The 13,623-nt window shown below is 72.3% G+C and carries 12 protein-coding genes and 1 pseudogene; 7 read left to right on the top strand and 6 right to left on the bottom strand.

The annotated features are described in order from the left end of the window. The first annotated feature begins 18 nt into the window (after positions 1-18). The 3 genes from ACFZB9_RS03585 (at position 19) to ACFZB9_RS03575 (ending at position 3,641) form a co-directional block, all read left to right on the top strand. Positions 19-1,221, top strand: a complete 1,203-nt coding sequence (locus ACFZB9_RS03585; protein ID WP_391443351.1) for a S1C family serine protease — start codon at positions 19-21, stop codon at positions 1,219-1,221. 105 nt (positions 1,222-1,326) lie between these two features. After that, positions 1,327-2,097 (top strand): response regulator transcription factor, encoded by a 771-nt coding sequence (locus ACFZB9_RS03580; RefSeq protein ID WP_391443350.1) that lies wholly within the window; start codon positions 1,327-1,329, stop codon positions 2,095-2,097. A gap of 41 nt (positions 2,098-2,138) precedes the next feature. Further along, positions 2,139-3,641 (top strand): ATP-binding protein, encoded by a 1,503-nt coding sequence (locus ACFZB9_RS03575; RefSeq protein WP_391443349.1) that lies wholly within the window; start codon positions 2,139-2,141, stop codon positions 3,639-3,641. An 89-nt stretch (positions 3,642-3,730) separates the two neighbouring features. On the opposite strand, the gene ACFZB9_RS03570 is transcribed toward ACFZB9_RS03575, so the two are convergent. From ACFZB9_RS03570 to ACFZB9_RS03550, 5 genes are all read right to left on the bottom strand, one after another. Beyond that, a complete protein-coding gene (locus tag ACFZB9_RS03570) occupies positions 3,731-5,041 on the bottom strand; it encodes an ATP-binding protein (RefSeq protein ID WP_391444245.1) in 1,311 nt (436 codons plus the stop codon). Between the two features lie 58 nt (positions 5,042-5,099). Beyond that, entirely contained in the window at positions 5,100-6,689 is a 1,590-nt protein-coding gene (locus tag ACFZB9_RS03565) for an SCO6880 family protein (RefSeq protein ID WP_391443348.1), read from the bottom strand. 6 nt (positions 6,690-6,695) lie between these two features. Next, positions 6,696-8,009, bottom strand: a complete 1,314-nt coding sequence (locus ACFZB9_RS03560) for a hypothetical protein (RefSeq protein WP_391443347.1) — start codon at positions 8,007-8,009, stop codon at positions 6,696-6,698. Continuing rightward, positions 7,999-8,808 (bottom strand): hypothetical protein, encoded by an 810-nt coding sequence (locus ACFZB9_RS03555; RefSeq protein ID WP_391443346.1) that lies wholly within the window; start codon positions 8,806-8,808, stop codon positions 7,999-8,001. The genes ACFZB9_RS03560 and ACFZB9_RS03555 overlap by 11 nt, the downstream gene beginning before the upstream one ends. Before the next feature lie 305 nt (positions 8,809-9,113). Next, the gene (locus ACFZB9_RS03550; protein WP_391444243.1) at positions 9,114-9,470 is read right to left on the bottom strand and encodes a hypothetical protein; all 357 of its coding nucleotides are present in this window, start codon (positions 9,468-9,470) and stop codon (positions 9,114-9,116) included. Positions 9,471-9,835: 365 nt separating this feature from the next. Between ACFZB9_RS03550 and ACFZB9_RS03545 the strand changes: the two are divergent. After that, positions 9,836-10,813 (top strand): annotated as a pseudogene (locus ACFZB9_RS03545) (NlpC/P60 family protein); the annotation flags it as partial. 398 nt (positions 10,814-11,211) lie between these two features. Beyond that, complete coding sequence (locus ACFZB9_RS03540) at positions 11,212-11,925, top strand: phosphatase PAP2 family protein (RefSeq protein ID WP_391443345.1); 714 nt, start codon at positions 11,212-11,214, stop codon at positions 11,923-11,925. A gap of 30 nt (positions 11,926-11,955) precedes the next feature. Here the strand turns inward: ACFZB9_RS03540 and ACFZB9_RS03535 are convergent, their stop codons facing one another. Then, complete coding sequence (locus ACFZB9_RS03535; RefSeq protein WP_391443344.1) at positions 11,956-12,171, bottom strand: hypothetical protein; 216 nt, start codon at positions 12,169-12,171, stop codon at positions 11,956-11,958. 199 nt (positions 12,172-12,370) lie between these two features. Between ACFZB9_RS03535 and ACFZB9_RS03530 the strand changes: the two genes are divergently transcribed. Together ACFZB9_RS03530 and ACFZB9_RS03525 are read left to right on the top strand one after the other, a co-directional pair. Next, on the top strand, positions 12,371-13,261 hold the full coding sequence (locus ACFZB9_RS03530) for a hypothetical protein (protein ID WP_391443343.1): 891 nt from the start codon (positions 12,371-12,373) through the stop codon (positions 13,259-13,261). Between the two features lie 157 nt (positions 13,262-13,418). After that, positions 13,419-13,622: a hypothetical protein gene (locus ACFZB9_RS03525; RefSeq protein ID WP_391443342.1), complete on the top strand. Its 204-nt coding sequence runs from the start codon at positions 13,419-13,421 to the stop codon at positions 13,620-13,622. Position 13,623 lies beyond the last annotated feature (1 nt).

Genomic DNA, 13,623 nt, shown 5'->3' with positions numbered 1-13,623 from the left:
GGGCGGACGGTTTGGTCCATGAGCGACCCGTACCGCACCACCGCAGATGAGTCGGGGTATCCCCTCCCGCCGAAGCCGGCCGGAGCACCCACCGCTCACGAGGACACCACGGTCATCCCGGTCACCCCGGGCCACCCCGGCGGCTACCCGGCCGAGGCCGCCTACGCCGGCGGCCCCGAGTACTTCGCCGCGGACGCCGGCGGCGGTCAGCCCCCGTACTACGGGCCGCCGCCCACCCTGCCCGGCCCGGACCCCGAGCCTGCCGGCCCCGCGCACAAGGCCCGCAACGGCTTCCTGCGCGGCCGGCTCGCCCTGGTCACCGCCGTCGCGGCGGTCGCCGCGGTGCTCGGCGGCCTGGCCGGCGGCGCGGTCGCCGACGCCCGGCACAGCAGCACCACCGCGAGCACGGCCACCCTGGTCAGCCCGGTGTCCGCGAAGTCCGACGGCACCGCGAACGTCGCGGCGATCGCCGCCAACCTCTCCCCCAGCGTCGTCCAGATCACCGTGCAGACCAACACCGGCACCGCGACCGGCACCGGTGTCATCCTGACCGCGAACGGGCAGATCCTCACCAACTACCACGTGATCGCCGGCGCCGTCAGCCAGGACGGCACGATCACCGTGATGTACCAGAACGGCAGCAAGACCAGCGCCACGGTCACCGGCAGCGACAAGTCGATGGACGTCGCGGTGATCACCGCGAGCAACGCCGGCGGCCTGACCCCGGTGGCCTTCGGCGACTCCGACGCCCTCTCGGTCGGCGACCCGGTGGTGGCCATCGGCAACCCCGACGGCCTGACCGGCACCGTCACCTCCGGCATCATCAGCGCCAAGAACCGCCAGGTCACCGTGCAGGTGGACGAGAGCACCACGCGCGGCAACGGCGGCTTCGGCTACCCGTACTTCCCCGGCTTCGGCGGCAACGGCCCGTCCCTCGGGTCCGGCTCCGGATCCGGCTCGGGCTCGGGCTCGGGGTCCTCCTCCGACACCGCGACCTACTCCGCGCTGCAGACCGACGCCGCGCTCAACCCCGGCAACTCCGGCGGCCCGCTGATCAACTCGGCCGGCCAGGTGATCGGGATCAACTCGGCGATGTACTCGGGCAGCGGAAGCAGCTCCAGCAGCAACAGCCAGGCCGGCAGTGTGGGCCTGGGCTTCGCGATCCCGATCAACGCCGTCAAGCAGGTCCTGCCGAAGATGCAGGCCGGCCAGACGCTCTAGACCCGGCCCCAGGGCACCCGGCTCACCCCGGGTGCGCCCGGTTCCACCGGCCGAACCCGCACAATGGCTAAACCCCTTCCGGACCCAGAGAGGGCCACACCGCCGATGACTCCCCCCGCCGACGACCGCACCCCTGCCGAGCAGCCGACCACCGCGCGCCTGCTCGTGGTCGACGACGAACCCGCGCTGCGCGACGCGCTGGAGAGCAGCCTCGCCTTCGAGGGTTACGAGGTCACCACCGCCACCGACGGCTACGAGGCGCTGGAGGCCGTCGAACGCGACCAGCCCGACCTGGTGCTGCTCGACATCATGATGCCCCGGATGGACGGCCTGACCGCCGTGCGCCGGATGCGCTCGCGCGGGGACACCGCGCCCGTCCTGATGCTCACCGCCCGCGACGCCGTCGGCGACCGGGTCACCGGCCTGGACGTGGGCGCGGACGACTACCTCGCCAAGCCCTTCGAGCTGGACGAGCTGCTCGCCCGGGTCCGCGCGCTGCTGCGCCGCAACGCCCTCGCCACCGAGGCGGCCGCCCGGGCCACCGCCGTCGAGGACGACTCCGAGGTGCTCGCCTTCGCCGACCTGCGGATGAACACCGCCACCCGCGAGGTCACCCGTGACGGCCGCCCGGTCGAGCTGACCCGCACCGAGTTCATGCTGCTGGAGATGTTCCTGGCGCACCCGCGCCAGGTGCTGACCCGCGAACAGATCCTCAAGGCGGTCTGGGGCTTCGACTTCGAGCCCTCCTCCAACTCGCTCGACGTGTACGTGATGTACCTGCGCCGCAAGACCGAGCAGGGCGGCATGCCGCGCCTGATCCAGACCGTGCGCGGAGTGGGCTACGCTCTGCGCGCGCCCAGCGGGGCGTCGTCCTGAGAATCATGACGCGCACGGCAGGAGCACGGGGGCCGGTTCGGGTGAAGGGGTGGTACCAGAGCAGGTCGCTGCGCAGCCGGTTGGCGATCATGGCCTCGGTGGCCGTGGCGCTGGCGATCGCGATGTGCTCGGTGGCCGCCTGGTTCATCGTCCAGGAGAAGCTCTACGAGCTCCAGCGCACGCAGCTCTCCAACGTGCCGCTGCCCTCGGTCCCGTTCAGCCGCACCCTGCCGACCTGCGCGGGCTCCGCCCAGGGGGCCCTGACCCAGGTCAAGGCCGCCAACCAGGAGTTCGAGACCGACAACCCCAACCTGCCGCTGCCCGGGCCGAGCCGCGGCGGGGACGCCGAGTACCTGCCCTCCGGCACCACCAGCGTCTGCCTGAGCCTGGGCGCCACCCGGGCCATCGTGCCCGTCCCCTCCGACTACGACGTGCTCAACCTGCCCCCGAACCAGGGCGACTTCCGGCAGGGCCACTTCACCGACGGCACACCGGCGATGATCCGGGTCACCCACTACGTGGACCGGACCACCCACCAGGACATGGTGATGCTGCTCGCCTCGCCGCTCACCGACGTCGACCACTCGCTGCAGCAACTGGCCTTCCTGCTGGCGGGCGTGGCCGCGATAGGCGTGGCCGTGGCCGGCATCACCGGCCGCATCGTGGCCCGCGCCGCGCTCAAGCCCGTGCACGACCTCACCGACCTGGTCGAGCACATCGCCCGCACCGAGGAGGTCGGCACCACCATCCCGGTGCACGGCAGCGACGAGATCGCCCGGCTCTCCGACTCCTTCAACTCGATGAGCACCGCGCTGGCCAACTCCCGCGAGCGGCAGACCCGGTTGATCGCGGACGCCGGACACGAGCTGCGCACCCCGCTCACCTCGCTGCGCACCAACGTCGACCTGATGATCCGCAGCGACTCCACCGGACGCCCGCTGCCGCCCGCCACCCGCACCAAGCTGCTGGGCAACATGAAGGCGCAGATGCAGGAACTCACCCTGCTCATCGGCGATCTGCTGCAGCTCTCGCGGCCCGACTCGCCGCGCCCCGGGCAGAACGTGTCGACCGTCGCGTTCCACGACATCACCCAGCGCGCGGTGGACCGGGGCAAGCTGCGCGGCCCCGGGCTGACCTTCAACGTCGTGCTGGAGCCCTGGTACGTGCGGGCGGACGCCGCGGCGCTGGAGCGGGCCGTGATGAACCTGCTGGACAACGCCGTGAAGTACAGCCCGCCGGCCAGCTCGATCGACGTCGAGCTGCGCCAGGGCCGGCTGACCGTGCGCGACCACGGGCCCGGCATCCCGGCCGACGAACTGCAGTACGTCTTCGACCGGTTCTGGCGCTCCCCGTCCTCCCGGCAGCTGCCCGGCTCGGGGCTGGGGCTGTCGATCGTGGCGCAGACCGTCCAGGACTCCGGCGGCCAGGTGGCGCTGGGCCCGGCCCAGGACGGCGGGCCGGGGGCACTGGCGATCATCCGGATGCCGGGCGCGACCGAGCCGCCGAGCGGCCCGGCCGGCGCGGAACCGGGCGGGGGCGGTTGAGCGGGGGCGGTCGAGCAGGTGTGATCGAGTGGGTGTGGTCGAGTGGGTGTGGTCGAGTGGGGGCGGCCGAGCGGCGGCGGGGCTGCGGCTCAGACCTCCGGCTCGGCCGCCAACTGCCGGTCGGCACGGATCCGTTCGGCCACCATGTCCTCGGTCATCGCGCGGTCGGTGTAGACCAGTGGACGCTCGCTGTCGGTGATGATGTGCTTCACCACCTGGACGTTGCCGTTGACGTCCCAGACCGCGATGCCGGGTGACAGGGTCGGGATGATCTCCACCGCCCACCGGGGCAGACCCAGCACCCGCCCGGTGGCCCGGGCCTCGTCGGCCTTCTGCATGTAGATGGTGCGGGTGGAGGCCATCTTGAGGATCGCCGAGGCCTCCTTGGCCGCCGCCCCGTCCACCACGTCGGACAGGTGGTGGACCACCGCCACGAAGGACAGGCCCAGCCTTCGGCCGAACTTCAGCAGCCGCTGGAAGAGCTGGGCGACGAAGGGGCTGTTGATGATGTGCCAGGCCTCCTCGACCAGGAAGATGCGCTTCCTGCGGTCGGGGCGGATCCAGGTGTGCTCCAGCCAGACGCCGACGATCGCCATCAGGATCGGCATCGCGATCGAGTTGCGGTCGATGTGCGAGAGGTCGAAGACGATCAGTGGGGCGTCCAGGTCGATGCCGGTCGTGGTGGGACCGTCGAACATGCCGCGCAGGTCACCGTCGACCAGCCGGTCCAGCACCAACGCCACGTCCAGGCCCCAGGACTGCACCTCCTGCGGCTCCACCCCCAGCGACTCCACCGAGGACAGGTCGGGGCGGCGCAGCGTGTCGATGATGTCGCCCAGGATCGGCTGACGCTCCGTCACGGTCGCCCGCACGTGCGCGTGCGCGGCCTTCAGCGCGAAGCCGGCCCGCTCCTCCAGGCCGCGGCCCATGGCCACCTCGATGATGGTGCGCAGCAGCGAGAGCTGGCCGGTGGTGGTGATCGCCGGGTCCAGCGGATTGAGCTTCACCCCGCCGTCCCGGGCCGCCATCGGATCCAGGCGCACCGACTTTATGCCCAGCGCGTCGGCGATCAGGTTCCACTCGCCGACCCCGTCCTCGCCCTGCGCGTCGAGCACCACCACCTGGCGGTCGCGGAACCTCAGCTGCCGCAGCACATAGGTCTTCTCCAGCGCCGACTTGCCGTTGCCGGACTCGCCGAGGACCAGCCAGTGCGGGGCCGGCAGCTGCTGGCCGTAGAGCTGGAACGGGTCGTAGACGTACCCCTTGCCACTGTAGACCTCGCGGCCGATGATCACCCCGGAGTCGCCCAGCCCCGGTGCGGCCGTGGGCAGGTAGACCGCCTGGGCCTGTCCGGTGGAGGTACGCACCGGCAGTCGGGTGGTCTCCACCTTGCCGAACATCAGGCTGGTGAAGGCGTCGGTGAGATTGCCAATCGCCAAGAGGGGCCTCCAGGGCAGGTCAGCGGCGGATGCCGGTGGCGAACGGCAGGGTGTTGACAAAGGCCCGGTGGTGCTCGCGGTCGCACCACTCCAGCTTGAGGTAGCTCTTGCCGGCCGAGGCCCGGATGGTCCGCTTGTCCCGAGCCAGCGCCTCGGGGTTGCGGGAGGAGACCGTGATGTAGCCGACCAGGTTGACCCCGGCGGCGCCGGAGGCCAGATCGTCGCCGCGCTGGTCGACCCGGCCGGTGTGGGCCAGGTCGCGCGGGTCGACCGTGCGATTCATCTTGGCGGCCCGGCTGGCCTCGGCCTCGTCGTTGGTCTTCTCGGTGAGCATCCGCTCGATGGCCACGTCGGTCGGTTCCAGGTCCATGGTGACGGCCACCGTGCGGATCACGTCCGGGGTGTGCACCAGCAGCGGGGCCAGGAAGTTGACGCCCACCGGGGTGAGCGGCCACTCCTTGACCCAGGCGGTGGCGTGGCACCAGGGCTCCCGGGTGACCGACTCGCGGGTCTTGGCCTGCAGGTACTGCGGGTGGGTGGCGTCCAGCTCGGCCGGCCAGGCGTTGCGCCGGCTCATCGCCTGGATGTGGTCGATCGGGTGGTCCGGGTCGTACATCGAGTGCAGCAGCGAGGAGAGCCTGGCCTGGCCCAGCGGCTGCCGCACCCGGATGTCGGCCTCGGCCAGCCGGGCGCAGATGTCGGTCAGTTCACGGGCCATCACGGCGGCCAGCCCGTCGTCGTCCCGGGAGCCGTCGCCGCCGGCCCGCTTGTCGTAGGAGGTGCGGCCCATCGCGTGCGCCTCGGCGGCCAGGTCGCGGGTGTAGTGCATGCAGGCCACCAGGTAGGCCCGGTGCTGCTCGGAGGAGGTGGAGACCATCGACTGCAACTGGTCGTAGGAGTCCTTGAGCCAGCGCGGCGCCTCGTGGTCACCGCGCCGCTCGACGTCCTTGGCGTGCGCGTCCGGATCGGCGGGCAGGGTGCGGGCCAGGATCTGCAGCCGGGTCACGAAGCCGTCCCCGTTGGCGACGTGCTTGAGCAGCGTGCCGAACCGGTCGACCAGGGCCTCCTGGTCCTCGGAGTCGCGCAGGCCCACGCCCGGGCCCTCGATCTCGATCGCCGCGGTCACCGTGCGCCGCTCCAGGTGCATCAGCACCCCGACCTCGTCCGGCCCGAACGGCGCGCTCAGCCAGCGCTGCCGGCCCACCCCGGGCGGCGGCCCGACCTCGACCTCCCGGCCGTTCAGCGCGGTGCCCGCGTCCATCGCGGTGGACTGCCACACCGCCCGGCCGCTGCGCAGGGTGCGCCGGTAGGTGCGGTTGATCTCGGCCCACTTGTAGAAGGTGCGGCGCCGGTAGGGGATGTAGACCGCGGCCAGCGCCAGCGCCGGCAGGCCGACCAGGCCCGCGATCCGCAGCGACAGCACCGGCATCAGCAGGCCCCAGAGCATGCCCAGGAAGGCACCGAAGATGATCAGCAGGATCTCGCCGGACTCCCGATTGCGCCCGATCGGCGCGTTCGGCCGGGCCTTGCCGATCAGGTAGGTGCGGCGCTGGTGGACATAACTCTGGGCGTACTGCCCCCCGTACTGGCCGAGCGGTTCGCTGCTCAAGGTGCGTCACCCTCCCTTCGCTGGGTTCTGTGCCGGAGCCGAGGCCGGAGCCGGCGGCTTGGCGGGGGCCGGCGGCGCGGTGCTGCGCGAGGCGTGCGCGGCGATGCCCGGCGCGACCGAACCGCCGCCGACCCCGCCACCGCCGCCACCCGCCCCGCCCTCGGCACCGCCGCGCGAGCCGTGCGTCGAGATGCCCTGCTTCACCAGGTTGGCCGGCCCGTTGATCATCGCCGACCCGGCCGAGACGGCGCTCGCCCTGGCCTGGCGCAGGTGCAGCATCTCGTCGCCGAAGCCGGGCACGAAGCGGTAGATGGCACTGCTGGCGAAGATCGACAGGAAGAGGATGGCGAGCCCGGAGAGAATCCGGGCGAAGTCGTCCGAGGCCCCCGAGCCGGTGGAGATCGCACTGGCCAGACCCAGGATGATCACGATCACCGGCTTGGCCAGGTCGATCGCGGCCATCAGGCCGGCCCAGCGGCGCACGTGCTTCCACAGCTGCTTGTCCACCAGGCCCGCGTAGACGGCGGTGCCGAGCAGCGCTCCCACATAGAGCATCGCGGCCCGGATCAGCAGCTCGATCCAGAGCACGGCGGCAGCCAGCACGCCGATCAGCGAGACCAGGATCAGGATCAGCGGGCCGCCGCCGATCGTGCCGTGCTCCAGGGTGTCGGCCAGACCGCCCAGGTAGGTGCCGGTGTCCGACTTGGTGCCGGAGGCGATCGCGGTGGTCAGCCCGTCGGTCGCGCCGACCAGGGTGTACAGGATCAGCGGGGTGAAGGCGGAGGCCACCACGGTCAGCCAGAGGAAGCCGATCGCCTCCGAGAAGGCCTGGTGCAGCGGCACCCCGCGCACCGCCCGCTTGGTCACCGCGAGCAGCCAGAGCACCAGGGTCACCACGGTGGCGCCGGCGAAGACCACGGCGTACTGCTGCAGGAAGCTGGCGTTGGTGAAGTCCACCTGCGTGGTGCCGTCGATCGCGCCGGACAGGCTGCGCACCACCCAGGCGGCGGCCTGGGCGCAGGCCTTGGCGAGGGAGCCGAGCGGGTCGGTGACGGAACCGACGGTGGAGGAGCCGGGGAGACCGCCACCACCGCCCTGCGCGCAGTACACGTCACTACCGGGCAGCGGGAGCACGCTGCAGTTGCCCGTCGACGAAGGGGACGGGCCCGCCGAGGGGCTGGGGCTCCCCGAAGGGGGTGCGCTGGGCGCCGCGAAGACGCGTTGGGCCAGCAGCAGCGCCCCCAGTTGCAGCGTCGCCAGCGTCCCCGCCAGCGCGCCGGCGCGGCGGGCGAGGGAGGGCTGTGGGCCGTCAGCGGGCATAGCGGAAGCCTCCGAACTGCTGGACGGCGCCGGTGATCTCGTCGGCACTGGCGGCCTGTTGGTCGGCGGGGACGGGCGCGGGCCCGTCCTGGCGGGTGTAGTCGGTGAGCTTCCAGTCCCCGCCGGTCCAGTGCAGGGTCAGCGTGAGGGTGTACCAGGAGGCGGTCACCGGCTTGGTCGAGGAGGTCCCGGCCAGGCCGCCGAGTCCCGCGCACCAGACCAGCGCCTTGGTGCTGTCGGCCGTGTAACCGTCGGTGTGGGTGCCGATCGGCACCGCGCGGCTGACGAAGGTGAGCCCCTTGGGCGGCTGGCCCTGGGCGTCCAGGCCGTAGCCGCTGAGCACGGCGGGGGTGATCGCCTGGTCCAGCCGGGCGCGCAGCGTGTCGGCGACGGCCGGATCGGCGATCGCGGCGAGCACGGTGCGCCGCCCGTCGGGCCGGAACATGTCGCTGCCGCCCAGCGCGACGGCGTAGTTGGCCGCCGCCGACTGGGCGCCCTGGTCGGTGTCGGGGTAGCCGGTGCCGATGCCGCTGCTGGTGGTGCCGACCGGCTGGGTGCCGCTGGCCGCGGTGGGGGCGCCGGTGGGCGGGGCGGGCGCGGGGCCGTGCTGTCCGCCGGCCGAGGGCGCGGGCTTGTCGCGGTTGGCGATCGCGATGGCGACCACCAGCAGGGTGACCACCAGCAGCACCGTCAGCAGGGTGCGCAGCGGGCGGGGCTGACGGCCGGTCGGGTACGGGGAGGACTGTTCGCCGACCGGCAGCCGCGTACGGGTGTGCGGCTGGTCGTCGGGCAACGGCACGGCGGCCCTCCTGGGACAGGGAGCCGGTGGTGGGCTCCAGCGTGACAATCCGGTCGGTTGCGGCAGCCCGACCGACCGGGGGCGGTCGGTTGCGGGGTTCCGGTGACGAGCCCGTCGGGTCCGTCAGGTCCGGCGCGCCCGGCGGCTGAGCCGGGCCCGGCCGGCCTGGCCCACCGGATCCGCTTCATCCGATTCTGACCGATGCCGACCGCAGTCGACCAGCGCCGACCGGCAGGCCCGCCGGGGCGGCCGACCAGCCGGGTCAACCGGTAGGGACCAGTGTGACTGGTCCCTCTGTCTGATCGTCAGATGGCCATGCCGTAGACAATGGTGAACAGGGTGCCCAGTGATCCAATGATGAACACGCCGGTCAGCCCGGCGATGATCAGCCCCTTGCCCTGCTCGGCACTGAAGGTGTCGCGCATCGCGGTCGCCCCGATCCGCTGCTTCGCCGCGCCCCAGACCGCGATCGCCAGGCAGGCCAGGATGGCCACCGCCATCACGACCTCCACCATGATCCTGGCTTCCGAGCCGAGCGTGGAGAACGGACCCCAATCCGGGGCAATACCACCGATAATGGTGTCGATGTTGCCCTTCTTGGTGTTCGGATCGTCGGCCAGCAGAGTGCTGGCGTAGCCACTCACGGTGTTGCCCACACTCATCACTGTGTCACTCACGTGCATTCCTGTCTCACCGCCCGGTCAGCCAATTGAAGGCCCCTCACCTGGGGACTGCGAAGAGCCGGGACCTATTCTTGGCCAGATCTGATGTCGACTTGGCTACTTCTTGAGGATTGGTCGCGCGATACGGGACATGTGCGCCAGGATGTCCACTGTACGAAGGATAGCGCTCACTCTTTGTATCTCCGATGATTGCGCTGAGCAACGCCCTGCAGCAGACTGGTGGGGGTGTCGGCCGATCGACCTGGCGCGTGCGGGGGGCATATGCGTACCGGTGTCGCGCCGGAGGCTCTACCCCTGGCTCCCCTGGGGCGCAAGCACTCTGACACTGCATCGGGATGGTGCTGATGGTACTCCGGAAAGGCGCCCGTGCGGCGATCGCGGGGGGAGCTGTTGCGACCTGCTTCCTGCTGCTGATCGGGGTCGGCACCTACGCCGCCAGCGGCTACGCGCAGGCCGGCTCGGCGCCCGGTCTGGCGCCGGGAACCGTCCCGGCCGCCTACCAGGGCCTGATCCAGCAGGCCGGCAGCAGCAGTTGCCCGCTGATGTCGCCGCCGCTGCTGGCCGCCCAGCTCTACCAGGAGAGCGGCTTCGACCCGACCGCGCGCAGCGGCGTGGGCGCCCAGGGCATCGGCCAGATCATGCCGGGCACCTGGACGGCGTATCCGCTGCCCGGCAAGACGAACCCCTGGGACCCGAACGACGCCATCCCGATGGCCGCGCACATCGACTGCGAGTTCGCCAACCAGGTCACCGGCGTCCCCGGTGACCCGGTGGCCAACATGCTCGCCGCCTACAACGCGGGCCAGGACGCGGTCCTCAAGTACCAGGGCGTGCCGCCCTATCCGGAGACCCAGGCCTACGTCCGCTCGATCCTCGCCCTGCTCCCGAGCTTCACGGCCGCCACCTCCCCCGTGGCGGTCTCCCCGCAGGCCTCCGGGGCCATCTACTTCGCCCAGACCAAGCTCGGCACCCCCTATCTGTGGGGCGGTGAGGGACTGCCCTCGCAGAACGGCCAGTTCGACTGCTCGGGCCTCACCCAGGCCGCCTACGCCTCGGTCGGGATCAACCTGCCCCGGGTGGCCAACGACCAGTGGTACGCGGGCCCGCACCCCTCGCGCGACCAACTGCGCCCCGGCGACCTGGTCTTCTTCGCCAACGACCTGACCGACCCGCGCAGCATCCACCACGTGGGCATCTACGTCGGCGGCGGGTACATGATCAACGCCCCGCACACCGGCGCGGTGATCCGCTACGACTCCATCGATCAGACGGGATACATCGGCGCCACCCGGGTCACCCAGGACGGCGCCGCCGCGCTGCCCGTGCGCGGCAGCGACGGGACCATCACCGGTGGCCCCACGATCGGCCAGCCGCAGCCCGCGACCGCCCCGGCGAGCCCGGGCGGGCCGAGCCCCACCACACCGAGCCCCACCACGCCGAGCCCCTCCACACCGAACCCCACCGCGCAGAGCCCCGGCGCGCCGCTCCCGGGGGCACCCGCGCCGAACCGGGCGGCCGCCGACCTCCCGCTGCCCGGCGCCACCGGCAAGCCTGGCAAGCAGGCCTGACGCCGCACCAGATCTGACCATCCCACGTCAAGTTTCCATAACACCCCGTCGGCATGGAACGCTGTGACCTGCCCGGCTCGTTAACTCCCAGAGCAAGCAGCACACGATCAGCCGGCCCTCGAACCAAGCCGGCGGAGCACAGGAGGTACGGCGTGTCGACGCTGTTGGCCGACACCAGCAACCCGGACCTCGAACTGCTCTACACCGTCAACGGGTGGGCCAAGGACGCCCCCCACTGGCTGGACTCCCTGGTCTCCTGGATCGGGGAGTACGGGATCCTGCTGGGCCTGTTCGCGCTCTGCGCGGTCGGCTGGCTGCAGGCCCGCCGCCGCCCGGACGCGCCGGTGGCGGTGGCCGGGGTGCTCTGGGCGCCGCTCGCGGTGGTGGCCGCCGAGCTGGCCAACCTGCCGATCGCCGCCATCGTCAACCGGCCGCGCCCGTTCGTCGACCACCCGGGCCTGGACGTCCTGGTGGCCGGCAAGGCCGGGACGCACTCCTTCGTCAGCGACCACGCGACCATGTCGATGACCGTCGCCGTGGCGCTCTTCCTGGTCAACCGCCGGCTGGGCGCGATCGCCGGCGGGCTGGCGCTGCTGCAGGGGTTCTGCCGTCTGTTCATGGGCGTGCACTACCCCACCGACGTCCTGGGCGGCTACGCGCTGGCCACCGCCGTGGCGCTGCTGCTCGCCCCGCTCGCGATGGCCCTGCTGGTGCCGCTGTGCCATGCGGTCTCCCGCACCGCGGCCGCACCGCTGATCACGGCCGGCCCGGCCGGTGCCGCCAAGCGGCGCCGCCGCGCCGCCGTCGACCGGCCGCGGCCGGAGCAGGAGCACCCGGCGGCCACCGACTCCGATCTGGCGGCCTAGGGCCGTCCGAGCCGCCTAGCGCCTGTCCGGTCAGCCGTCCGGCTGGGCGAGGTGCTCGGCGGCGTCCCGCCGGGCCCGGTCGCGCGAGCGCCGGGCCGGGGCGAACCAGCCGCAGTCGCACGCCGCGTGGGCGAAGGAACCGCGCTCGGAGACCTCTGCCCGGTGGCCGGCCCCCGGGGCGTCCTCGGCGGTGTCCTCGGAGGGGTCACCGCGGGAGTCGGACCGGGCCGACGGCTCCGTATGCACGGCTTCAACGGTAACCCGGTTTCCTTACCCCGAACGCCCCGCCCACCCGGCGCGCGCCGGGCGCCGCACGCCGTCCGCCGCGTAACCGGGGGTGCCGCGCGGTCGTTCTCGCCAGTACCGGCCCCGCCCATCCAGGGGCGGCGGCCCGCCGGTCATCCGGCCCGAGGGGGCCCGGATCACCATGGGGGTTGAGATCACCATGACCACGTCGCCCGCCACTCGCGCCCTGCTCCCGGCCGCGGCCACCGTGCTGCTCGCCGCCGCACTGTCCGCCTGCGGCGGCACCTCGGGCGGCTCCACCGACGCGAACGCGAACGCGAGCGCCTCCGCGAGCCAGAGCCCGGTGGCCGACAAGCTCGCCGACGACCCGGTCACGGCGGTGCGCAACGCCGCCGACATCACCGGCCGCACCGGCTCCGCCCAGGCCGCCACCCAGCTGACCACCGAGTCGGCGGACAAGAAGGCCGCCTTCACCGGCGCCGGCCCCTATGACTACGTCAAGCGGATCGGCAAGATCGAGGTGCAGGTCCCGCCGGGCGCCGCGACCACGGGCAAGGTGGTCGAGGTGGTCGAGCCGGGCATCGTCTTCCTGCAGAACAGCGGCGCCAAGGTGCCCGCGGGCAAGTGGGTCGAGCTGGACGTGCGCCAGCTGGCCGACGGCAATCTGATCAGCAACGGCGCCACCGACCCGGCCACCGCCGCCGGCGCGCTGCGCGGCGTGCAGCAGGCGAGCGTGGTCGGTGACGAGACGCTGGACGGGGTGCCGCTCAAGCACTACAAGGGCACCCTGGACCTGACCAAGGCGGCCGACGCCACCGGCGGCCAGGCGGCGAACGGGCTGCGGATGGCGGCGGGCACCTTCACCGTCAAGGACGTCCCGTTCGACGCCTGGCTGGACTCCCAGGGCCGGCTGCACAAGGTGACCGAGGTCTTCACCTTCGCCGGGGTGGCCGGCTCCAAGGACGCCAAGGACCAGGTGAAGGTGACCTCCACGGTCTCGCTCAGCGCCTTCGGCCAGCCGGTCGAGGTCTCCGAGCCGCCGGCCGCCGACGTGGTCGAGATGAAGGACTCCAGCGCCTCCCCGAAGTGACGCGCCGTCACCGACCGGGTGCGGCGGCACGGGCAGCCCACCCGTTTCGGTGGCAGAGATGACCCGTCCGTGCCATGGGGGGCGGGCCCCGCACTCTCTAGGCTGGAGGACGGGTGCCTGCCGCCCCGGCGAGCGGGTGGTGAAGGGGTGGTGCAGGGTGTCGTCCTCGGCGGATCGGACAGGTCGAGCGGATCGGACCGCCGGCCACGAGAGCGCGGCGCTCGACGAGATCGAGCTGGCCGGCGAGCTGATGATCGCCGCCACCGCCAGCAGCGCCGAGCGGCTGCCCACCGCCCGGATCGACGAGGTGCTGCTGCACCAGCCGCCGGAGGCCGAGGAGCCGAACGCCCCGGAGGGTTAGC

This window comes from Kitasatospora sp. NPDC008050, from assembly GCF_042957465.1.
Lineage (GTDB): Bacteria > Actinomycetota > Actinomycetes > Streptomycetales > Streptomycetaceae > Kitasatospora.
This window is presented reverse-complemented; position numbering and strand designations above follow the sequence as displayed.

What these genes read in the sequence shown, in the direction of transcription:
- ACFZB9_RS03560 (WP_391443347.1), bottom strand. Translation starts at nt 8,009, where the DNA reads ATGCCCGCTGACGGCCCACAGCCCTCCCTCGCCCGCCGCGCCGGCGCG.
- ACFZB9_RS03585 (WP_391443351.1), top strand. Translation starts at nt 19, where the DNA reads ATGAGCGACCCGTACCGCACCACCGCAGATGAGTCGGGGTATCCCCTC.
- ACFZB9_RS03580 (WP_391443350.1), top strand. Translation starts at nt 1,327, where the DNA reads ATGACTCCCCCCGCCGACGACCGCACCCCTGCCGAGCAGCCGACCACC.
- ACFZB9_RS03530 (WP_391443343.1), top strand. Translation starts at nt 12,371, where the DNA reads ATGACCACGTCGCCCGCCACTCGCGCCCTGCTCCCGGCCGCGGCCACC.
- ACFZB9_RS03550 (WP_391444243.1), bottom strand. Translation starts at nt 9,470, where the DNA reads ATGAGTGTGGGCAACACCGTGAGTGGCTACGCCAGCACTCTGCTGGCC.
- ACFZB9_RS03570 (WP_391444245.1), bottom strand. Translation starts at nt 5,041, where the DNA reads ATGTTCGGCAAGGTGGAGACCACCCGACTGCCGGTGCGTACCTCCACC.